At 57.8% G+C, this 21,495-nt stretch carries 19 protein-coding genes; 15 read left to right on the plus strand and 4 right to left on the minus strand.

Translation table 11 applies throughout. The annotated features are described in order from the left end of the window. Positions 1-185 precede the first annotated feature (185 nt). Positions 186-1,760, plus strand: a complete 1,575-nt coding sequence (locus LW884_05840; GenBank protein ID MCE3007855.1) for an acyl-CoA carboxylase subunit beta — start codon at positions 186-188, stop codon at positions 1,758-1,760. Positions 1,761-1,776: 16 nt separating this feature from the next. Beyond that, positions 1,777-2,874 carry a chorismate synthase gene (gene aroC / locus LW884_05845; GenBank protein ID MCE3007856.1) on the plus strand — a complete coding sequence of 366 codons (1,098 nt, stop codon included), beginning with the start codon at positions 1,777-1,779 and terminating at the stop codon, positions 2,872-2,874. On the opposite strand, the gene LW884_05850 is transcribed toward aroC, so the two are convergent. Continuing rightward, the gene (locus LW884_05850; GenBank protein MCE3007857.1) at positions 2,834-3,331 is read right to left on the minus strand and encodes a hypothetical protein; all 498 of its coding nucleotides are present in this window, start codon (positions 3,329-3,331) and stop codon (positions 2,834-2,836) included. The two genes, aroC and LW884_05850, sit on opposite strands and share 41 nt — an antisense overlap. Positions 3,332-3,459: 128 nt before the next feature. On the opposite strand from LW884_05850, the gene LW884_05855 reads away from it, so the two are divergent. The 7 genes from LW884_05855 to LW884_05885 all read left to right on the plus strand — a co-directional run bounded on the left by LW884_05855 (position 3,460) and on the right by LW884_05885 (position 9,008). Then, positions 3,460-3,735, plus strand: coding sequence for a hypothetical protein (locus LW884_05855; GenBank protein ID MCE3007858.1), 276 nt, complete (start codon positions 3,460-3,462; stop codon positions 3,733-3,735). 75 nt (positions 3,736-3,810) lie between these two features. Then, positions 3,811-4,491 (plus strand): hypothetical protein, encoded by a 681-nt coding sequence (locus tag LW884_05860; GenBank protein MCE3007859.1) that lies wholly within the window; start codon positions 3,811-3,813, stop codon positions 4,489-4,491. Continuing rightward, positions 4,473-4,697, plus strand: coding sequence for a T9SS type A sorting domain-containing protein (locus tag LW884_05865; GenBank protein ID MCE3007860.1), 225 nt, complete (start codon positions 4,473-4,475; stop codon positions 4,695-4,697). The genes LW884_05860 and LW884_05865 overlap by 19 nt, the downstream gene beginning before the upstream one ends. A gap of 148 nt (positions 4,698-4,845) precedes the next feature. Next, positions 4,846-6,066, plus strand: coding sequence for a T9SS type A sorting domain-containing protein (locus tag LW884_05870; GenBank protein MCE3007861.1), 1,221 nt, complete (start codon positions 4,846-4,848; stop codon positions 6,064-6,066). A gap of 168 nt (positions 6,067-6,234) precedes the next feature. Further along, positions 6,235-6,735 (plus strand): ferritin, encoded by a 501-nt coding sequence (locus LW884_05875; GenBank protein ID MCE3007862.1) that lies wholly within the window; start codon positions 6,235-6,237, stop codon positions 6,733-6,735. Continuing rightward, positions 6,735-7,559 carry a Smr/MutS family protein gene (locus tag LW884_05880; GenBank protein ID MCE3007863.1) on the plus strand — a complete coding sequence of 275 codons (825 nt, stop codon included), beginning with the start codon at positions 6,735-6,737 and terminating at the stop codon, positions 7,557-7,559. The genes LW884_05875 and LW884_05880 overlap by 1 nt, the downstream gene beginning before the upstream one ends. A 12-nt stretch (positions 7,560-7,571) precedes the next feature. After that, complete coding sequence (locus tag LW884_05885) at positions 7,572-9,008, plus strand: CCA tRNA nucleotidyltransferase (GenBank protein ID MCE3007864.1); 1,437 nt, start codon at positions 7,572-7,574, stop codon at positions 9,006-9,008. Positions 9,009-9,107: 99 nt separating this feature from the next. Here LW884_05885 and LW884_05890 read toward each other — a convergent pair whose 3' ends face one another. Further along, positions 9,108-9,971 (minus strand): hypothetical protein, encoded by an 864-nt coding sequence (locus LW884_05890; protein MCE3007865.1) that lies wholly within the window; start codon positions 9,969-9,971, stop codon positions 9,108-9,110. 102 nt (positions 9,972-10,073) lie between these two features. Then, positions 10,074-11,126, minus strand: a complete 1,053-nt coding sequence (gene rfbB, locus LW884_05895) for a dTDP-glucose 4,6-dehydratase (GenBank protein ID MCE3007866.1) — start codon at positions 11,124-11,126, stop codon at positions 10,074-10,076. 163 nt (positions 11,127-11,289) lie between these two features. Here rfbB and LW884_05900 point away from each other — a divergent pair, with 163 nt between their 5' ends. After that, positions 11,290-13,605, plus strand: a complete 2,316-nt coding sequence (locus LW884_05900) for a patatin-like phospholipase family protein (protein MCE3007867.1) — start codon at positions 11,290-11,292, stop codon at positions 13,603-13,605. 238 nt (positions 13,606-13,843) lie between these two features. Here LW884_05900 and clpB read toward each other — a convergent pair whose 3' ends face one another. Next, positions 13,844-16,471, minus strand: coding sequence for an ATP-dependent chaperone ClpB (gene clpB, locus LW884_05905; protein MCE3007868.1), 2,628 nt, complete (start codon positions 16,469-16,471; stop codon positions 13,844-13,846). A 234-nt stretch (positions 16,472-16,705) separates the two neighbouring features. Here clpB and LW884_05910 point away from each other — a divergent pair, with 234 nt between their 5' ends. The 5 genes from LW884_05910 (at position 16,706) to LW884_05930 (ending at position 21,424) form a co-directional block, all read left to right on the plus strand. After that, on the plus strand, positions 16,706-17,194 hold the full coding sequence (locus LW884_05910) for a hypothetical protein (GenBank protein MCE3007869.1): 489 nt from the start codon (positions 16,706-16,708) through the stop codon (positions 17,192-17,194). After that, a complete protein-coding gene (locus LW884_05915) occupies positions 17,166-17,255 on the plus strand; it encodes a hypothetical protein (protein MCE3007870.1) in 90 nt (29 codons plus the stop codon). Before LW884_05910 ends, LW884_05915 begins: the two co-directional genes overlap by 29 nt. Next, positions 17,252-17,923, plus strand: coding sequence for a hypothetical protein (locus LW884_05920; GenBank protein ID MCE3007871.1), 672 nt, complete (start codon positions 17,252-17,254; stop codon positions 17,921-17,923). The genes LW884_05915 and LW884_05920 overlap by 4 nt, the downstream gene beginning before the upstream one ends. Before the next feature lie 10 nt (positions 17,924-17,933). Next, complete coding sequence (locus LW884_05925) at positions 17,934-18,917, plus strand: hypothetical protein (GenBank protein ID MCE3007872.1); 984 nt, start codon at positions 17,934-17,936, stop codon at positions 18,915-18,917. 275 nt (positions 18,918-19,192) lie between these two features. Further along, entirely contained in the window at positions 19,193-21,424 is a 2,232-nt protein-coding gene (locus LW884_05930; GenBank protein MCE3007873.1) for a sodium-translocating pyrophosphatase, read from the plus strand. Positions 21,425-21,495 lie beyond the last annotated feature (71 nt).

Here is a 21,495-nt window from a genome sequence, read left to right on the forward strand (position 1 = left end):
GTATGGGCAGCAACCTTGGCCGCTGCGTATAGGCAATTTTATCCGCCATCTCGCGCCCGGTAGGCTTGAGATGGGAAGGGCTTTAGTATCTTGGGGCACTGTATCGCGAGCCTGGGGAGTTGGCATGTTTCTTCGTGTACATTTCCCCAGGGGCCCAAACACTGCTCCATAAAATACCCCCACCAATGTCTGAAGCCAAAACCTTACCTAAAAAGGCGCTTCCCCCCACTGAGAAGCTGCACGCCAAGCAGGCCGAAGCCCTACTGGGCGGCGGCGAAGCCCGCATAAAAGCCCAGCACGAAAAAGGCAAGCTGACCGCCCGCGAACGGGTGGAGCTGCTGATGGACCCCGGAACGTTCCAGGAAATAGGCATGCTGGTAACCCACCGCAGCAGCGAGTTTGGGCTGGAAAAGCAGAAGTATCTGGGCGACGGGGTAGTAACCGGCTATGGCAAGGTAAATGGCCGACTGGTGTATGTGTTTAGCCAGGATTTTACGGTATTTGGTGGCTCGCTGAGCGAAACACATGCCGAGAAGATCTGCAAAATCATGGACCTGGCGCTACAAAACGGCGCGCCTGTGCTGGGCCTGAACGACAGCGGCGGCGCACGCATACAGGAGGGGGTGGTAAGCCTGGGCGGCTATGCCGACATTTTCTTCCGAAACACCCGCGCCAGTGGCATCATCCCGCAGATATCCGCCATTATGGGGCCCTGTGCGGGTGGGGCCGTGTATAGCCCCGCCATTACAGACTTTACGCTGATGGTGGAAGACAGCAGCTACATGTTTGTAACCGGCCCGAATGTGGTGAAAACCGTAACCCACGAGGACGTAAGCAGCGAGGAACTGGGCGGGGCCAGCGCCCACAGCACAAAGAGTGGGGTAACCCACCTGACCGCTACCGACGATGTGGATGCCATACGCCAGCTGAAGCGGCTGCTAAGCTACATGCCCCAGAACTGCGAGAGCCTGCCACCCCGCTATGCCTGTAGCCAGGACCCAAGCGCCAAGGTGCCCGAGCTGAACAGCCTGGTGCCCCAAAACCCAAACCAGCCCTATGACATAAAGGATGCCATCCGGCTGGTGGCAGACGAGGGTTCCTTCTACGAGATACACAAAGACTTTGCCGAAAACCTGGTAGTGGGCTTTGCCCGCCTGGATGGCCGCCCCATCGGCATTGTGGCAAACCAGCCTGCGGTGCTGGCTGGCGTGCTGGACATAAACTGTAGCCGAAAGGGTGCACGCTTTGTGCGCTTCTGCGACTGTTTCAACATCCCCCTGCTGGTGTTTGAGGACGTACCGGGCTTCCTGCCAGGCACAGACCAGGAGTGGAACGGCATCATAACCAACGGGGCCAAGCTGCTGTATGCCTTCAGCGAGGCCACGGTGCCCCGCATAACCGTTATTACGCGCAAGGCCTACGGCGGAGCCTATGATGTGATGAACAGCAAGCACATAGGTGCCGACCTGAACTATGCCTGGCCTACGGCAGAGATAGCCGTAATGGGGGCCAAGGGGGCGGCGGAGATTATCTTCCGCAAAGAGATAGCCGAAGCCGAAGAGCCCGAAGCCAAACTGGCCGAAAAAGTAGAAGAGTACACCCGCAAGTTTGCCAACCCCTACCGCGCGGCCAACCGGGGCTTTATCGATGAGGTGATCCTGCCCGAAGACACCCGAGCCAAACTGATCGTGGCCTTTGAGATGCTGGAGAACAAGGCGGTGCAGCCCCCCCGCCGCAAGCACGGCAATATACCCCTGTAAGGTACACCCCTATACCATGAGCTACAACACCTTTGGCCGCCAGTTTCGCATCACCACCTATGGCGAGAGCCATGGGCGGGGCATCGGGGTCGTCATAGACGGCTGCCCGGCCGGCCTGCACATAGATGAATCGTTTATCCAGGCCGAGCTAGACCGCCGCCGCCCGGGCCAGAGTGCCATCGTTACCCAGCGCAAGGAGGACGACCGGGTAGAGATCCTGTCGGGCGTATACGGTGGCATCACCACCGGCACCCCCATTGCCCTGCATATAGCCAACCAGGACCCGAAGAGCCAGGACTACGACCACCTGAAAGACACCTACCGCCCCAGCCATGCCGACTATACCTACCAGGCCAAGTATGGCCACCGAGACCACCGGGGCGGCGGGCGCAGCAGTGCGCGCGAAACAGCAGCGCGTGTGGCCGCCGGGGCGGTGGCTAGGCTGCTCCTGCAGCAGCACACCGGTATACGGCTAGCTGCCTGGGTACACAGCGTGGGCAGCATAGCCATGCCCGAGCTGAACGCCCTGCCAGACCCCGCCGCCATAGAGGCCAACCCCGTGCGCTGCCCCGATGCCACCACCGCCGCTGAAATGGAGGCCCTCATCCGCCAGGTGCGAAAGGAGGGCGACACCATTGGCGGCATCGTAGCGGGGCGCATAGAGGGAGTGCCTACGGGCCTGGGCGAACCCGTGTTTGACAAGCTTCACGCGGCCCTGGCCCATGCCCTCATGGGCATCCATGCGGCCAAGGGCTTTGAGTACGGCAGCGGCTTTGCCGGCACCCACATGCGGGGCAGCCAGCACAACGACCACTACTACCAAGAGGCAGGGCGGATACGAACCCACACCAACCAGAGCGGCGGCATCCAGGGTGGCATCAGCAACGGAGAACCCATCTACTTCAAGCTTGGCTTCAAGCCCATTGCCACCCTGATGCAGGAGCAACCTACGGTGAACACCGCCGGGCAACCGGCTAGCGTGGCGGGCCGGGGCCGCCACGACCCCTGCGTGCTGCCCCGGGCCGTAGCGATAGTGGAAAGCATGTGCGCACTGGTGCTGGCCGACTTCTGGCTCAGGGCGCGGCTAGACCGGCTGGGGCCTGCCAGCTACTAAGGCTCACAGTCTGGGCGGCGGGGTGCAGCCGCAGTGCGTACAGCACGGGCCGCGCGGTGCCTCCGCCGCCCGCCTGCGGCTCGGCCCGCCACAGCAGCTGCTCAAAGGTAGCTGCGCTGGGCGTGCCCAGCCGCAGCCGCAGCAGCTGGCCCAGCTGGTCAAAAAGCTGCTGGGCGTAGTACGATTGGTCTGTATGCAGCTGTAGCAGGGTGGCACTACAGCGATCGCTGCCGATAGGCAGGGTAAATACCGAAAAACGCCAGCTCAGGTCTCGCTGCACCTTCTGCTGCCAGTAGTAACCCAAGCTATCGTGGCTCGCTCCCACCGGAACCTGGTCTATCCGGCTGCCAATGGGATACTGATCCAGTGCAGTACCCGTCGTTTTGCGCAGCACCTGCTGTAGGCTGTCGGCCAGTGGGGCCTCTACGGCACACTGCGTCAGCCCAAACAGGCACAAGAAAACGAATGGGCGGACAAAGCGGGAAACAACAAGCCCGAAAGTCCCATGCCCATTCCCGGCTAAGCCGTATAAACACCTGTACATAGGCCGAATATGCCTAAATTAACGCAAAAAATAGCGTCGTCATGAGAAAACCCTACCCCACTACCTGCCTGCTTGCCTGGCTTTTTATGTTATTGGCTAGCCTGGCCATCCAGCCCGCCGCATGGGGCCAGTCGCTGCTGCTGCAGGCAGACGCACCCAGGCCCACCACCCGAGACACGGCATACAGTGCAGCCACCACCGCCCCAGGCCAAGCCGTAGGCCTACAGAAAAGCGCAGCAAGTGAGGTGCTGGTGGATACCTTATATAATAGTATCTTCCTACGCGCCTGTAGTAGTGGTGCCTTTATTGAGCGCTGAGGCCCTGAGCGGGTAAATCTTAACCAAAGCCTGCCCGATGAGGCCGACTCCATCGGGGTATTTGCCGAGTATGGCATGATTTTTCACCAGAAGTTTGAGCCGGATGGATTCCCTACGGCCTATGTTACGGGGGTGTACATTGCCTATACGGACAGTTCGGAAAAAGTGGGGACTACAGCTCAGGACTTTCCGGTTACGCTCTACGACGTGGCAGAGTCTGGCCCCGGTTCTTATCAAATCACCCCTGCTGCACGCACTTTTATCAACCACGACGAGCGGGCCGAGCTGCAGGTGCTGAATGAAAACTGGGAGCCCGACGTGCTGGATGTATACGATGAAGGAAGCCGGGTAGACTTTGACCAGCCCTATCTGGTCTTGAATGGAAGGTTCATGATCTCGGCTTCCATTCTCAGCTTCAACACAAGTACCGGCACCTATGCAGACGATACCGTGGGGCTAGCCTTTGTGCGTGCCCGAAACCTGTGCGACCCGGATAGTGCCACCGACTTTGTGGGCCTGATTCTCCGGCAGAGCACCTACAACATCCCCACCTTCCCCACTACCCTGCGGAACCTGTATGGCTGGCGCTTCTACCGGACGTTTTACAACGACACGAAAGACTTTACAGGCCCAGTTATGGTGCCCATCCTGTCTCAGCCCGCAGTGAGCCGCGAAGGGGCCTACAGGCTGAGTGCTGTCGGCCTGGACCTGTATGCACACTACCCCACAACCCCACCGTGGCAGGCACCACCTTAAAATACGCACTGGCCCGGCCGGGCCAGGCTAGCCTGCGCATACTGGACCCGCAAGGGCGCACAATAAGGCAGATACAAAACATGCCTGCACAGCAGGGACTCAACACGCAGTATGTAGACCTGAGCATGCTGCCCTGTGGCCTATACACCTATGTGCTGGAGACCACACAGGGCACCCTGGCTAGCCAGCTCAGCATCGCAAATTAAACTTCATCAGATCTTCACAAAAGAGAAAAAAAATTCTTGTAGATTTACGGTTAAGAAAAAATTAACTCATCCCATGAAAAGAATTCTATTTCTAGCTTGTCTATTAGCAGGGGGGCATTTATTCGCACAAAATGAGCTTCCTATCTCAGTGAAAGTGCTGGACGTGTATCCCCAGCGGCCAGCAGAGGCATACACCCAGGCCGCTGCCCTCAACAAAACCCAGGCCACTTTTGAGGTTACAGACTCCGTTGCGTTCAAGCTCTGCCGGCAGCGGATTAACGACAACGCTGTAAACCTGGAAACCCTGCTGGGGGTTGCACGGGTTCAGTACCCAACTACCCAAAGAGGCTATGCAGCCGGAACCGGGGGCAGTGTTACGGCAGGTGGTGCCTACGTGAGTGGCTTTTACAGCCTGCAGAACTTTAACAACTCCTTCATTAATGCAAATGCCCTCAAAAATTCGACTGTAGACCAGGCCTTTGTGAAAGAAATCATCTTTCCATCGCTCGGAGGCGTGGCAAACTATCGGGCCGTAAAGGTAGGAACCCCCGATCCGCTCTACATCCGCTTCTACGGAGTAGGTGGACAGTTCGCCGCTGTCTCCCAAACTATCCCCAGCACCTCAAATCAGATAAATCTACCCGCCTCTCGGGGTATAAATCTAAACCAAGTATATGGCCAAGTAAACTTTACGGTGGATGACCTGCTGTTGATCCAGAACGAGCAGCACCGTATCCTGCTGGATAACCCCATACAGGTACCCGATAGCTTTTGGGTATATGTACAAGTAGACAGCACTGCCGGCACTATGGACGACACGCTGGCACCAGGCCTACTGGAGGCACAGCTACTTTTGCTAAGAAATCCGCCCAATCCCCTAATAAACGATACCATGGTTTGCGGTGCCGACTTCCGGAGCGCCTACCAACTTAGAGAGTCGAATGGTGCATTGTCAGGCGTACCTATCCGGATCCCAACCCTTCAAGTAGGCGGAGGTGTTAACGCTACCTTCCCCTATAACTTTTTGAATACGAACATTGCGCTCTACCTGGTGTATGAGTATGATCCCCCGGTATCGCGCACCGAGCGCAAGGCAATTGGCCAGGGATCCTTCGCCCTGTATAGCCCCTACCCCAACCCCGCGCATACCAAGCTGAACCTGAAGTACGAACTGGCCTACACCGGCGGTGTTACCATACGCGTAATGAATAACCAGCTGCAGACCGTGACGGAGGTAAACCTGCCCAACCAGCCAGCCGGCAGCTACAACTACGACCTGAACACCAGCGACTACGCAGCAGGATCCTACTACGTACAGATGTTCCACGACGGGAATGTAATCACGCAAAAAGTGCAAGTGGTGCGCTAGTTTTCATTTCACCTGCTTGTGTTAAATAAAAAGGGGGACGAAGTAGTCCCCCTTTTTATTTGAGTAGAAAACACCGCTTATTTAGCCTCATTCTAAATTTCACCTACATCTAACAGCCCTACTACAAAAGCTGTTATACTTATACGACGAATCCAAAACCCGAAACCCATGCCTATCTCATCTGAAATACAAAAGCTGCTGAATGACCAGATAAACCTGGAGCTGCACTCTGCTAATCAATACCTGTGTATAGCCAGCCACTTCATAGACGAAGAGCTGGTAGGGATAGGCAATTTCTTTCTGCTGCAAAGCCAGGAGGAGAATGGCCATGCCATGAAGCAGTTTGACTACCTGCATGCCGTAGGCGGCAAGTTTGCCCTGGGAGACCTGAAGGCACCCGAGCAAAAATTTGGCGGTTACCTGGATGTATTCCGCCTGGCCCTGAAGCTGGAAGAGCGGGTTACAGCCTCCATCTACAACATTGTAGACCAAGCCCAGAAGCAGAAAGACTTTGCGACCTACACCTTCTTCGAGTGGTTTGTAACTGAGCAGGTGGAGGAAGAAAGCACCCTGCACCAGCTTATCCGAAAACTGGAGATGATAGGCGACAATACCAGTGCCCTCTTCCTGTTCGACCAAGAGCTGGGCAGCCGCAAAGCGGGTGCCTGATGCAGCGCATACTGCCGCCGGGAACAGCGGTGATGCTGCTGCACGAAGCTGCCAGGGGTGTGGTACGATCCTTCGTTCCACCCAATCGCTACCTGGTGGAGGTGGATGGGCTGGAGATGGAGTTCCACCAGGATGAACTGCTAGCTGAAGCCCTTGGCCTACGAGCAGAGAAAGCCGTGGGCCAGCCCGACTATCCGCCTACACTTGTGCTGGTACAGCAGGATGACAAGCTAGGGCTGTACAACGGGCTGGGCTATACCCTGGAGGGATATGCGTACCTGCCCGAGCCCATGGCCATACGCCTGGCCCCGGCCGGCACACAGCCGCTGCCCGTGCAGGCCCTAAATGCGGCAAAGCTGACCGTGGATGCCGTGCTGCTCAGCACGCAGGGCATGCCCCCGCCCCCAGCACGCTATACCTATAAGCTGGCCAAAAGCCACAAGCAGCAAACGGACTGGACCCTGGTACCCGAGGCCTATATACCCACCGGCCTACCCCAGCCAAAGCCCGCAGACCTGCCCACACCCAGGCCTACGGCGCTCCCGCCTGCATTTGCAGAGGTGGACCTGCACCTGGAGGCCCTTACCGAAACCCAGCTGGATGTGCTGGATGCCCTGGGGCTACAGCTAAGGGCATATGAGCAAGCCGTGGAGGATGCACAGGCGCAGGGCTGCAAGGGCATAATCCTGATACATGGCGTAGGCCAGGGGGTGCTGCGGGCCGAAATATGGAAACGGCTGAAAGAACGCACCGATGTAAGGACGTATCAGCTAGACAGCTCGGGGCGATTCGGCCAGGGTGCCACACGAGTCCAGTTCAAATAGTATCTTTGCCGGATGAGGGAGCGTAAGCAGGCCTACCCGGAGGCGCTCACACATCCGCTATTTCGTGTTGTGAGTAATTGTGCCCAGGCACTGGGCCAGCCCGTGTACGTGGTTGGTGGCTATGTGCGAGACTTCGTGCTGGGAAAAGCGGTAAAAGACATCGACTTTGTAACCCTGGGCAGCGGCGTGCAGCTTGCCCAAAAAGTGGCCGAAGCCCTGACGCACACTAAGCTGGCAACCTATGACAACTTTGGCACTGCCCTGGTGGTGGTAGAGGACTATGAACTGGAGTTTGTAGGCGCACGCAGGGAAAGCTATCGGAAAGACAGCCGCAAGCCTATAGTGGAAGACGGAACGCTGGAGGATGACCAGCTGCGTAGGGATTTTACCATCAACACACTCAGCCTGAGCCTGAACGAGCCAAACTATGGGCAGCTGGTCGACCCTTTTGACGGGCTCCGAGACCTGGCGGAAGGGATTATCCGTACACCCCGGGATCCCAACCTTACCTTCTCAGACGACCCACTGCGCATGCTGCGTGCCATCCGCTTTGCCTGTCGCCTGGGCTATTACATAGAGCCGGAAGCCTATAAGGCCATTTATCAGCAGCGCGAGCGCATCCAGATCCTCAGCCAGGAACGCATTACCGATGAGGTAAACAAAATCCTGCTATGCGACAAGCCCAGCATAGGGCTATACCACCTGGAAAAAACCGGGCTACTACCCTACATCCTGCCCGAGCTGGAGGCCATGAAGGGGGTGGAAGAGGTAGCCGGGCAACGGCACAAAGACAACTTTCACCATACCCTGAAGGTGGTAGATAACCTGGCGGCCCTAAGCCCGAAGCTGTGGCTGCGCTGGGCAGCCCTGCTGCACGACATAGCCAAGCCCCTGACCAAGCGCTTCGAACCCGGCACGGGCTGGACCTTCCATGGGCACGAAGACAAAGGCGCACGCATGGTGCCCCACATCTTCCGGCGGCTAAAGCTGCCCCAGGGCGAAGCCATGCGCTATGTGCGAAACATGGTGCAGCTGCACCAGCGGCCCATTGCCCTGGTGAATGAGCAAGTAACCGATGCCGCCATGCGCCGGCTGGTGGTAGATGCCGGCGAAGACCTGGCTGACCTGATGCTGCTCTGCCGGGCCGACATCACCACCCGAGACGAGAACCGAAAAAACCGATACCAGCGCAATTTTCGGAAGGTAGAAGAACGCATCATGGAGGTGCTGGAGAACGACCGGCTGCGAAACTGGCAACCCCCCATTACCGGCGAGCAGATTATTCAAGCCTATCAGCTAAAGCCGGGCCCCGCCGTAGGCCTTATCAAAAATGCCATACGAGAGGCAATCCTGGAGGGCGAGATTCCGAATGAGGAACAGGCAGCATTCGCCTATATGCAGCAGATAGCCCCCGCGCTCATCGAACAGGCCGAACAGCTAGGCCGGTAGATTTCTTCCAAATACCCCCGGCACCAGGTCTACGCAGGGTATCGGCTCTGTACCCCGCACCTGTCATCCTTTACTTGTACCAGCGGGATGCACCCACGCCTAGGCAAGGCTAACCAAGAGGATGGCCACCATAGCCAGGCCTAGCCCCAGCCAGCTAAGGGGTGGGTAGTGCTCGCGAAAAAGGACAATGCCTGCAAGGCTAATGATAAGCAGCTGCCCCACATTGTTGAGGGGGAAAAAGAGCGTACCTGCTACCTGGCGCAGGGCTAGCAGCAGCACAATGATGCTAAAGTAGTTGGGCACCCCCAGCACAAGGCCACTCAGGACGTTTCGCAGCTGGGGGCTACCCAGGCCCAGGCCCCAGCGGATGAGCAGCACCAGGCTACCCAGCACCGCCGCCACCCCAAAGAGGGTGATGGTAAACACAAACTCGGGCACCTGCTGGCCATAATAGTAGTCAAACACCTTTAGGTTCGTATCTGCCAGGCCTGTGCCAATCAGCAGAAGCAGGCTAAGCAGCAGCACGTGCTTCGCTTCCAGCTGTCCTGCACGCAGGTAGGGCAGGTGCAGCAGGTATACCGCTACAAAGGCGAGGCCCACACCCAGCCAGCGGGTCCAGGGCATGGCATCGCCGAAGAAGAGGAAGGATGCGAGCGTGGGCAGGATGACGCTCATCTTGCTCAGCATGCCTGCGTAGGCCAGGCCCACCCGCGTACTGGCATAGCCAATCAGGAAAAAGCTACCCAGAAAAAGGCCCCCCTGTAGCACAGCCAGCCCCCAGGCACCCGCCGGTAGCCGGGCAGCCCAGGCCCAATAGCCTGGGGTGATGGCGAGGCCAATAAGCACACACACCCAGTAGTTGAAAACTACGGTCTGCAACACATGGACCCGGTAGCGCCTGAGCACCCGAAACAAGATGACCAGCAAGCTGGAGAGCAGGATGGAGAGCAGTGTCCAGCCCAAGGTAGTATTGATTTCTAGCTAAACGGGTAGATGCACGGCAGTAGCTGGGCAGCCTGGGCCCTGGGGTACCCGGCACCGTATACTACCGGGCGGGCAAAGCGGCTAGCTGCGGCTGGCATACTGGCGCGCATAGTACTGGCGGTAGGTACCCTCCACAATGTGCTTTACCCAGGCCTCATTTTCCAGGTACCAGTCTATGGTTCGGCTCAGCCCTTCGGGGAACTGTATTTTTGGTGTCCAGCCCAGTTCTTGCGCTATCTTTCCGGCATCTATGGCATAGCGTAGGTCGTGCCCGGGCCGGTCTGTAACAAAGCGGATCAGCTGTCGGCCTGTTCCGGCAGGCTTGCCCAGTTTTTCATCCATCTGGTCGCACAGCAGGTGCACCAGGTCCAGGTTCTTCCATTCATTGTGGCCACCTATGTTATAGGTTTCCAGGTTCTTGCCCTGGTGCAGGATCAGGTCTATGGCCTCGCAGTGGTCACCCACCCACAGCCAGTCGCGTATGTTTTCGCCCTTGCCATACACAGGCAGGGGTTTCCCCTCGCGTATGTGGTGGATCATGAGGGGGATCAGTTTTTCGGGAAACTGATAGGGGCCATAGTTGTTGCTACAGTTGCTCAGGCGCACCGGCAGCCCGTAGGTATGGCCATAGGCCCGTACAAAGTGGTCGCTACTGGCCTTGCTGGCGCTGTAGGGGCTACGGGGGTCGTAGGGGGTGGTTTCGGTAAAGAAGCCCTCGGCGCCCAGGCTACCATACACTTCGTCGGTACTGATGTGGTAGAAAAGCACATCCGTGCGGCCCTGCCAGTATTGGCGGGCTTCATTCAGCAGGGTAACCGTGCCCAGCACGTTGGTTTTCACAAACGCCAGGGGGTCTAGTATGCTGCGGTCTACATGGCTCTCGGCCGCCAGGTTCAGGATGGTATCGATCTCGTAGGTCTCCAGCAGGCTGCGAATCGCATCCGCATCGGTAATATCGGCCTTACAGAAGGTGTAGTTGGGTGCCTGCTCCACATCGCGCAGGTTCTCCAGGTTGCCCGCATAGGTAAGGGCATCCAGGTTGTAGATGTGGTAGTTTGGATACTTATTGACTAGCAGCCGAACCAGGTGAGAGCCAATAAAGCCCGCACCGCCTGTTAGTAGGATACGTTTCATACTGCAAAAATACGCATTATCTGCTTTGCGCTACAGACATGGGCCCTGTATGCCGCGCACATGGTACCGCCCTGCACCCGTAGTGCTGCACGCCACCTGCCAGCCACAACGGGGGGGGGCAGATACAGGCGGGAATGATTTTCTAGTTAACTTCACTTTTTGTATGAGAACCCTGCCTGCGGTCGTACTGTGCAGTATGCTGATCCTGGTACCTATGCACCGGGGTATGGCCCAGCGGGTGGGGCTAGTGCTGAGCGGCGGCGGGGGCCTGGGTATGGCACATGTGGGCGTTATCAAGGCCCTGGAGGAGGCGGGCATCCCCATAGACTGCATTACGGGCACGTCCTCGGGCGCACTGATAGGCGGGCTGTACGCCGCCGGCTACACGCCAGACTGGATTGAGCAGTTTGTAAAAACCGAGGCACAGTCCTGGCTGGCCCCGGGCTGGGTGCTACAAGAGGCAGACTACCTGAACCGTACGGACCGAGACGGCACCTTTGTATCCGTACCCTTCACCCTACAGGGCAATAAGTTTCAGCTACCCGAGCAGCTCATTTCCGATTTTGAGCTCAACCTCCGGCTAGCACAGTACCTAAGCCCGGCCAGTGGGGCCGCGCGCGACAATTTCGACAGCCTCTTCGTCCCATTCCGTGCCATGGCTGCGGATATCTTTGATAAAAGGGCCATTAAGCTGAAGCAAGGCTCGCTGGCCTTTGCGGTGCGGGCCTCTATCGCGGTGCCCCTATTTTTTGCCCCGGCCAGAAATGAAGAACACGCCTATTTGTTTGATGGTGGCATTTACGACAACTTCCCCATACGGGCTATGCAAGAGGACTTTGAGCCCGACGTGATCCTGGGGGTGCATGTGGGGGGGGCCACCATATCCAAGCGAGAGCGGATGCAGAGTGGCCGCTTTGTGCGCGAGCTGCTGTCTCAGAGTGTAATGGACAATGAAACCTGGCAAAAGATGGGGGCCAATAGCCTGCTGATTATGCCCCAGCTGGGGGAAATGAGTAGTACGGACTTCAGTGTGCCATCTATCGAGCAGGCAATCCGACAGGGCTACGAGGCTGCCAGGGTCATGATGCCCGAAATCCGCAAACTAGTGGCACGCCGCACCTCGGCCCGGCAGCTGCAGCAGGCACGTGCGGCATTTGAGGCCAGCAAACCCCCGCTACAGCTGGTTGAAGTCCGACTGCTGGGGGTAAATGCCGGCGAACGAAGCTTCTTAAAACGCATACTAGACCTGCAACCTGGGCCCATAAATTTTGATAAAATAGAGCGTGCCTACCTGCGTATTCGCACCGATGCCAACTATGCGGGCATTTTTCCTGAACTAATCTACGATCCGGAACGGGGGGGCTTTATCCTTAAATTTAACATCAACCCATCGGTAAAGCTCAGTTTCAAGTTTGGTGCCAGTTTTTTTACCCCTTCTGATTATCAGCTACAGCTGGGGGCACGCTTCCGGGGCATCAGTGTAGTGGGGTATGAGCTGGGGGCAGACCTGGTGAACGGGACGTTTACCAGCCAGGCACATATTTTTGGGCGCATCCGCTTCCCCACACGGCTACCGCTCAGCTTCGCACTGCACAACCGGCTGTCGAACTGGGAACTTCAGAAGCCAGGCTTTACCCTCCGGGCCGGAGAAAAATCGGCAGATATTTCGCAGAGTGTGTTCGAGCTAAGACCCGAGCTAAACCTGCGGCTCGGAAAGAATGTGGGCCAGCTGGCAGCAGGCTATGTATTACAAGACATTGATTATTTGTACTTCAATCAAGAAGTGGGGAATCAAAACGATACCCTGGACCGAACAGAACTTAGTGGAGGGGGTATCTTTTTCCGCTATGAGCTAAACCAGCTAAACCGAAAAATGTATGCCGACAAAGGCCAGTCGCTCCGGTTCTCTACCTTCTACATGGATATGAAGGAGAGCTATGATGAGGATGACATATCCACCCTGTTCTGGGCGCACCACCGCTGGCTGCATACTAGCCTTAGCTATGTCAACTATTTCAAAATCCTAAGGAGTGGGGTGCTGGGCTTCAGTGTAGATGCGGGTTTTAGTACCCTGCCCAACCTGTATGCCCCCACGGCTACCGTGCTTAGCAGTCCGCTTTTCCTGCCGCTACAGGATAGCCCCCTGCTTTTCATTCCGGAGCTATACAGCAGGGCCTTTGCCGCACCCGGCTTTCTGGGCGTGTACACCGTGGCGAAAAACCTGCAGTTGCGCGGGCAGGTGCACTACATGCAGTCTTTTCACGATACCAAAACCACGAGCCGCGTAACCGACCGTACCCTGGTGCTGGAGCCTGATAACCGGATAATCGTAGCGGGTGGGGGCCTGGTGTACCACACCAAGGTAGGGCCTATAGCCCTGATGGCCAGCTACTACGATCACGACCTGGAAGACCAGGATCAGGTTCGGATCATTGCGCATATCGGGTATCTGCTGTTTGGCCGTGGAATCTGGGACTAGCCGGAACCTGGCAGAAGCCAGGCCACCCAACCACTAGGTGCAGCGTGCTGATTGGCCGCACACAGGTAGCAAACAGACTGGTTTAAAATGCAAAGAGAGGGCCTTCGCCCCCTCTTTGCACACTAACCTAACTAACTACTTACTTACTAACACCAATAAAACGGCTGAAACCTATATTTTGTTGCATTCAAATAGGTAAAGTTTAGCCTGAGGGGAACACCGGCGCAGCAGTTGCGGATCAGTTCAGGCTGGGGTCCACCTCCGGCTGCTTGTTGGCAAAGGTTACTTCATGCTGCTGGGTAATGTCTACCCAGATGGGTTTGGCACGGTCTATGGTTCCGGCCAGTATCATCTTGCTCAGCTCATTCACTACCTTCCGCTGTATTACCCGCTTCAGGGGGCGGGCACCAAACTGCGGGTCGTAGCCCAGTTCGCCCAGCCACTCGGCCAGGGCCGGGCTAAACTGTATGCTCACCTCCTGCTGGGCCAGCATGTGCCGCAGGCCTGCCAGCTGTATCTGCACAATGCCGGTTATCTCCTCGCGGGTGAGCGGGGTAAAGAGGATGGTCTCGTCTATCCGGTTCAGAAACTCTGGCGGCAGCTGCTGCTTCAGCAGGTCGAACAGCTCCAGCTTGGTTTGCGCCAGCACCACATCCCGATTTTCATCCGTCAGGTGGGCCATCTTGTCCATAATTAGGTGGGCACCCAGGTTGCTGGTCATGATGATGATGGTATTCCGAAAGTTGGCCGTGCGGCCCTTGTTATCCGTCAGGCGGCCATCGTCCAGTACCTGCAGCAGGGTGTTGTACACATCGGGGTGTGCCTTTTCTATTTCGTCCAGCAGCACCACGCTGTAGGGCCTGCGGCGTATGGCCTCGGTCAGCTGGCCACCCTCATCATACCCCACATAGCCCGGAGGGGCCCCCACCAGGCGGCTAACTGAGTGTTTCTCCTGATACTCGCTCATGTCTATCCGCACCAGGGCATTCTCATCGTTGAACAGGTAGTCGGCCAGGGCGCGCGCCAGCTCAGTTTTGCCCACCCCGGTGCTGCCGATGAAGATGAAGCTGCCGATGGGCTTTCGGGGGTCCTGCAGGCCTGCCCGGCTGCGGCGTATGGCATCGCTAATGGCGGCAATGGCCTCGGCCTGCCCTACCACGCGTTTGTGCAGTTCATCCTCCAGCGTCAGCAGCTTTTCTCGCTCGCTCTCCAGCATCTTGCTTACGGGTATGCCGGTCCAGCGGCTCACCACCTCGGCTATGTGCTCGGCATCCACCTCCTCGCTCAGCATCCGCTGGCCACCGGTCATTTCCTTCAGCTCCTCTTGCAGGGCCAGTATGTTTTTTTCGGCCCGGATGATGCGCTCGTAGCGGATCTCGGCTGCCTTGCCAAAGTCGGCATTGCGCTCGGCAATCTCGGCTTCGGTCTTGCTCCGCTCTATGTTCTCCTGCTCGCGGCGTATCTGCTGTATCAGGTCTTTTTCGGCCTGCCACTGGGCCTTCAGGGCATCGCGCTCCTCGCTCAGGTTGGCTATCTGCTCGCTCAGCAGGGCCAGCTTTTTCTCGTCCTTCTCCCGGCGGATAGCCTCGCGCTCTATCTCCAGCTGGCGTATGCGGCGTTCCAGCTCGTCCAGGGCCTCGGGCATGCTGTCTATCTGTATTTTCAGGCGGGCAGCAGCTTCGTCCATCAGGTCTATCGCCTTATCGGGCAGGTAGCGGTCGGCTATATAGCGCTGGCTCAGCACCACCGAGTTGATGATGGCGGCATCGGTAATCTTCACCCCGTGGTGCACCTCATACTTCTCCTTCAGCCCCCGCAGGATGCTGATGGCATCTTCCGTATCCGGCTCTTCTACCATCACGGTTTGGAAGCGGCGCTCCAGGGCCTTGTCTTTCTCTATATACTTCTGGTACTCATCCAGGGTGGTGGCTCCTATGGCCCGCAGCTCGCCGCGTGCCAGGGCCGGCTTCAGGATGTTTGCCGCGTCCATGGCACCATCCGTTTTGCCCGCACCCACCAGGGTGTGTATCTCGTCTATAAAGAGGACGATCTCTCCCTGTGCCTCCGTTACCTCCTTCACTACGGCCTTCAGGCGTTCTTCAAAGTCGCCCCGGTACTTGGCACCCGCCAGCAGGGTCCCCATGTCCAGGGCGTGCACCTGCTTATTCTTGATGTTGTCGGGCACGTCGCCATTCACAATGCGGTGGGCTATGCCCTCGGCTATGGCTGTTTTGCCCACGCCGGGTTCGCCTATCAGCAGGGGGTTGTTTTTGCTGCGGCGGCTCAGTATCTGCATCACCCGGCGTATTTCTTCATCGCGGCCTATCACCGGGTCCAGCTTGCCCTCTCGGGCCAGTTCGGTCAGGTTGGTGCTGTACTTTTTCAGCGCATTGTACTTGTCTTCGGCGGTCTGGTCCTTCACCTTGCTCCCCCCGCGCAGCTCCTGTATGGCCTTTAGCAGCAGTTTTTCGCTGATGCCCTGGTCTTTCAGCAGCTTGCTCGTTTTATCATCGGCCTGCAGGATGCCCAGCAGCATGTGGTCTATGCTCACAAATTCGTCGCCCATCTTCCCGGCCTGCTTGTTGGCCAGGTCCAGGGCCTTGTAGCTGCTGTTGCTCAGGTACTGGCCCCCGCTGGCACCCTCTACACGGGGGTAGCTGTTCAGCAGCTCGTCCAGCTGGCTATTCAGCTGGGCCGGGTTTACCTCCAGCTTTTTCAGCAGGAAAGGAATCACGTTTTCGTCTCCCTGTAGCAGCGTGTGCAGCAGGTGGCCCGTTTCTATGGCCTGCTGCCCATGCGCCTGCGCCACAGCCGAAGCGCTCTGTACAGCTTCCTGTGCCTTCAGGGTGTAGTTGTTAAAGTTCATGGTGTTGACTTTTGGTGTTTAGCCGGTTTCTATGCCTGCTTCACGATCAAGCTGCATGCCAGAAACCTGGATGCGCAATAATGGCAGACCACTGGCAGTGCCGAGCATGGGCGGCCTGGGCCCACATGTCTTATATTCGGCTTGCCAAGCGCGATGCGGTACGGGGTTTTGTGCTGCAATTTTTTATTGGCAGGCAGGCAACCCTGGCTAGCACGCCAGGCATTATACAGGCAAATGTCAGCGTCGGGATCCACCTCATTCGAAGAACTGCTGCTAGGCTTGCGCCAACAGGAGCCTGGGGCGCAGCGCATCTTCTTCCGGCAATATGGCTCGCGCATGCTGGCCCTGAGCATGCGCTACCTGGCCGATCGATTTTGGGCTGAAGAAGCTGTAAGCCGAAGCTTTGAGAAAGCCTACCGTGCCCTGCCCACGCTGGACTACCGCGGCCAGCAGGCCACCCTGGCCTGGCTGAAGAAGATTGTGGTAAACGAATCGCTCATGCAGCTGCGTGCCCAAAAGAAATGGCAAGCCGAAGTAGTGGAGCCTGAGAGGCTAGCGGACGAACATGTAACCGCTGGTTACGAAGGCGATGCCGAATACCTGCATAGGCTGGTGCAGGCACTGCCCACCGGCTATAGGCTGGTGTTTAAACCTGTACGCCATAGAGGGCTACAGCCATGCCGAAATAGCGGAACTGCTAGACTGCAGTGTAAGCACCTCTAAAACACAGCTGCTGAAAGCGCGAAAACTATTGCAAAAAAAACTGGAAAGGAGCCTGCTATGAAAGAAAACCCACTAGATGCCTGGTTTAGGGCCAAGCTGGAGGACTACGACCCGGCCTGGGATACCGATGCCCTGTGGCAGCGCATGGAACAGGCCCGCAGGCGGAAAAGGCGGCACCAGTGGACGGTGCGCCTTAGCCTGGCGGCGGCGGCCTGCCTGCTGCCGGCCCTGCTGTTCCTGTTTCAGTGGCTCGGGGAAGCGGTACAGCCGGGCCTGGCCAGCCAGGAGGCACCCACTGTGCTGGCTATACGCCCGCTGCAGCCGCATGCCCCACCCCCCCTAGCCGCCGCCGACAGCCCGCCCAGGCCAGCGCGGGCCGCCGAAAACCGGCTGAGTGCACCGCCCACGACCCTCGCCACCCCGGCTACCCATGTGGTGGATAGCCGACCCACCGAGCCGGAACAGCCTGTGGCACAGGGCCAACCAGACAGCTCCGCATCTGGCACAGCGGCAGCCCAAGCTGGGCCACTGGCTACGGTGCCCCCCCCAGCCAAAACCGCCGAAAACAAACCCACGGCGGTGCTGAAAGTGCGGGTAAAGCTAGACCCGCAGCGCTACGAGCAGGTGGCCACCTCGGAAACGGCGACCCGCCTGGGCTTCAGCAGCAAGCTGATGCACAGCCTGCTCAGCAACCTGGACTCCAAACAAGAAACCCAAAACCCCAAATAAAAACCTTGTCATGAAAAATTTTCTGTTTTTACTATTACTGGTACTTGCCTGGGCACCCGTAGCCAAGGGGCACATGCGCGACACGGTGTGGATAGACCTGCCGAATGGGGCCCGTGTATTCGTAGTAACCGACAACCTGGCCCAGTACGAGGGCCTGGACAAGTACAACCTGGATAGCCTGCTGAAGCAGCTGGCCGAAACCGCACAGAAGGAGGGAGGACCTGGAAATACCGAGTGGGCGCATACCTACCCGCTGGGTGCGTCTAACGAGATCCTGCAGGATACCGGCTTCACAGAGATTTCGCGGCTTCCGAAGCCCTCTTTTTTCCGCAGGCTGATACCCGCCGATCCGGATAAGTGGCTGTGGCGCTTCAACCTGCACCACAACGCCTTTGTGGGCCCAGGTTCGGGCGATCTACCGTCCAAGCCTACCTCTATACACGGTAGCCTGTACGTACAGCGCCGTTTTGGCCTGGGCCGAAGCGGCAAGACCTACCTGGCACCCGGCCTGGGACTGAATGTGCGCGAAATACGCATAGCCAACCCGAGCCTGGAAACCTTCTCGGACTACATAACTGATGGCACACAAGAAGCGAAACCCGGAGGGCCCTCTTTACTGGTAGACGAGCTGAAAGCGGCCAAGTTTAAGTCTACCTACCTGCGCATACCCCTGGAGCTGGGCAGGCAGCAGGGAAACTGGCGATTCTCGCTAACGGCGTTCGCAGAAATACTGGTCTGGTCGAAACTGAAGTTTCGATATAGGGATGAATTCAGCAGCAGAACGCAGACCTATACCGTAGACTTGACTAATCGTGATATTGATACCAATCGTCCATTCACCATGGAACCCCTACTGCTAGGAACAGAGCTACGGGTAGAATATAAATGGCTGGGGTTGTTTGTAAACTACAGCGATCCTGTCTTCCGGACATTTACCTCTACGTCCGGGTCGCAGGTTCATTACATCCAGTCGGGTGTAAGCTTCCGGCTGTAGGTTCCCAGGCTGCGATACAGCTAACAAGCAAACCAACAGAACATTCCCGAGATAGTAGTAATCGGAACGCCATTATGACATTCACGGATGCCATAATGGCGTTCTAATTGCGGGCTACTGGCCAGAGCCGCGCCCCACTGGCCACGCAGGCCTCCTGCCCGGGGCGCACAAAGGCTAGCCAGTCCGTCCCCCTTCCAATTTTTTGATCGCAGGGACTGCTACTTTGGCGCTAGCTGCTATCTTTGCCGTTCCAAGAAAAAAACCATTCTCACTACATGGAAACCTACCTATATGCCGTGCCGGCAGCCGGAATACTGGCGCTTATCGTTACCTACTTCCGCGCGCAGTGGATAAACAAGCAAGAAACTGGCGATGAAAAGATGCGCGAGATTGCCCGCCGCATTCAGCTGGGGGCTATGTCGTTCCTGCGGGCCGAATACACCGTGCTGCTGGGCTTTGTGGCCGTAGTGGCCGTAGTGCTAGCGTTTACGGCCGATAGCAAGATCAGCCACTGGTTTGTAGGCATCGCCTTTGTCATCGGGGCCTTTTGCAGTGCCCTGGCTGGCTATATAGGCATGCGCGTGGCTACCAATAGCAATGTGCGCACCACCCAGGCCGCACGTACCAGCCTGCGCCGGGCCATGGATGTGAGCTTTGCCGGTGGGGCTGTGATGGGCATAGGCGTGGTATCGCTGGCGGTTATCGGGTTGGGTGTTCTGTTTATCATCACCCTGGCCCTGTACAACCCCGAGCTGGTGCATGGAGACAACCTGCACAAGGTACTGAACGTAATCACGGGCTTCTCGCTGGGGGCCGAAACCATTGCCCTGTTTGCCCGCGTAGGCGGCGGCATTTTCACCAAGGCAGCCGACGTAGGGGCCGACCTGGTGGGCAAGGTAGAAGCTGGTATACCCGAGGATGACCCCCGCAACCCGGCCGTGATAGCCGACAACGTGGGAGACAACGTGGGAGACGTAGCCGGCATGGGGGCCGACCTCTTCGGCTCGTATGTGAGCACCATTATTGCCACCATGGTACTGGGCGTGAGCCACAGCATGAGCGGCGGCCCACTGGGCGGCCTGGGTACCGTAGTGCTACCCCTGCTGATAGCCGGCATGGGCGTGCTGCTGAGTATGGTAGCCACCTTCTTTGTAAAGGTGCGCGAAAACGGAAACCCACAGACAGCCCTGAACATAGGCAACCTGGTGGCCCTGGTGCTCACGGCCGTGGGCTCCTACTTCCTGATAAACGGCCTGCTACCCGCTACGATTATCGACAACGCGGCCAAAGGGGCCATGATGCAGTCCATCCAGATCTATTACGCAGTCCTGATCGGCCTGGGCGTGGGTATCAGCATCAGCCTGATTACCGAATACTATACCGCCATGAACCGCGGCCCGGTGCGAAAGATTGTGCAACAGAGCGGCACAGGCCCGGCCACCAACGTAATAGCCGGCCTGAGTGTGGGGATGATGAGCACCATGATCCCCGTTATCATCCTGGCGGTGGGCATAGTGGCCAGCTTTAGCGTAGCCGGCCTGTACGGCGTAGCCATAGCTGCCAGCGGTATGATGGCTACCACAGGCATGCAGCTGGCAATAGATGCCTTTGGCCCGATAGCCGACAATGCAGGGGGGATAGCCGAGATGACCGGGCAGCCCAAGGAAGTGCGCGAGCGCACCGACGTGCTGGATGCCGTGGGCAATACCACCGCCGCCGTGGGCAAGGGCTTTGCCATTGCCTCTGCAGCCCTTACCTCTCTGGCCCTGTTTGCAGCCTATATGGAGATGACCGGCCTGACGGTGATCGACATCAGCAATGCCCGCGTGCTGGGTGGCCTGTTTATCGGCGGTATGATCCCCTTCGTATTCAGTAGCCTGGCCATCAGCGCGGTGGGTAGCGCGGCAAATGCCATGGTAGAGGAAGTACGCCGCCAGTTTCGCGAGATAAAAGGCCTGCTGGAGGGCAAGGAAGGCGCCGTGGCCGACTATGACCGCTGCATCAAGATATCAACCAATGCGGCCATCCGGCAGATGATCCTGCCGGGGCTATTGGCCCTGCTGGTGCCGGTTATCATCGGCTTCGGCTTCGGAGCCGCCGAGCTGGGGGGTGCCCTGGCTGGCGTAACCGTATCGGGTGTATTGATGGCCCTATTCCAGAGCAACGCCGGGGGCAGCTGGGATAACGCGAAGAAGTCCTTTGAAAAAGGCGTGAAGATCAACAACAAAACCTACCAGAAAGGCAGCGAGCCCCACAAGGCCGCCGTGGTGGGCGACACCGTGGGCGATCCATTCAAGGACACCAGTGGCCCGTCTATGAACATCCTGATCAAGCTAATGAGCATTGTGGCCCTGGTGATAGCGCCTGCCCTCAGCACCCGCGAGGCACCCAAAACCGCCCAGCCCCAGGTAGAACCTAACCAAACCCACACAAAAGCCTACCAGGCACCCAAGGCAGCCCGGCCAGCCGCTGAAGAAGTGGCCACCCTGGATATGCTGAAAAAATAACCACCCACTACAAGGTTACAATACAATAAGCCCGGCCCATGTGCCGGGCTTATTTTTAAACACACCACGAC

The organism is Bacteroidota bacterium (assembly GCA_021300195.1).
Taxonomy (GTDB): domain Bacteria; phylum Bacteroidota; class Bacteroidia; order J057; family JAJTIE01; genus JAJTIE01.

Excerpts from the sequence above, each read along its gene's own strand:
- LW884_05840 (MCE3007855.1), top strand. The coding sequence starts at position 186 with ATGTCTGAAGCCAAAACCTTACCTAAAAAGGCGCTTCCCCCCACTGAG.
- aroC (MCE3007856.1), top strand. The coding sequence starts at position 1,777 with ATGAGCTACAACACCTTTGGCCGCCAGTTTCGCATCACCACCTATGGC.
- LW884_05855 (MCE3007858.1), top strand. The coding sequence starts at position 3,460 with ATGAGAAAACCCTACCCCACTACCTGCCTGCTTGCCTGGCTTTTTATG.
- LW884_05860 (MCE3007859.1), top strand. The coding sequence starts at position 3,811 with ATGATTTTTCACCAGAAGTTTGAGCCGGATGGATTCCCTACGGCCTAT.
- LW884_05875 (MCE3007862.1), top strand. The coding sequence starts at position 6,235 with ATGCCTATCTCATCTGAAATACAAAAGCTGCTGAATGACCAGATAAAC.
- LW884_05880 (MCE3007863.1), top strand. The coding sequence starts at position 6,735 with ATGCAGCGCATACTGCCGCCGGGAACAGCGGTGATGCTGCTGCACGAA.
- LW884_05885 (MCE3007864.1), top strand. The coding sequence starts at position 7,572 with ATGAGGGAGCGTAAGCAGGCCTACCCGGAGGCGCTCACACATCCGCTA.
- rfbB (MCE3007866.1), bottom strand. The coding sequence starts at position 11,126 with ATGAAACGTATCCTACTAACAGGCGGTGCGGGCTTTATTGGCTCTCAC.
- LW884_05900 (MCE3007867.1), top strand. The coding sequence starts at position 11,290 with ATGAGAACCCTGCCTGCGGTCGTACTGTGCAGTATGCTGATCCTGGTA.
- clpB (MCE3007868.1), bottom strand. The coding sequence starts at position 16,471 with ATGAACTTTAACAACTACACCCTGAAGGCACAGGAAGCTGTACAGAGC.
- LW884_05910 (MCE3007869.1), top strand. The coding sequence starts at position 16,706 with ATGTCAGCGTCGGGATCCACCTCATTCGAAGAACTGCTGCTAGGCTTG.
- LW884_05920 (MCE3007871.1), top strand. The coding sequence starts at position 17,252 with ATGAAAGAAAACCCACTAGATGCCTGGTTTAGGGCCAAGCTGGAGGAC.
- LW884_05925 (MCE3007872.1), top strand. The coding sequence starts at position 17,934 with ATGAAAAATTTTCTGTTTTTACTATTACTGGTACTTGCCTGGGCACCC.
- LW884_05930 (MCE3007873.1), top strand. The coding sequence starts at position 19,193 with ATGGAAACCTACCTATATGCCGTGCCGGCAGCCGGAATACTGGCGCTT.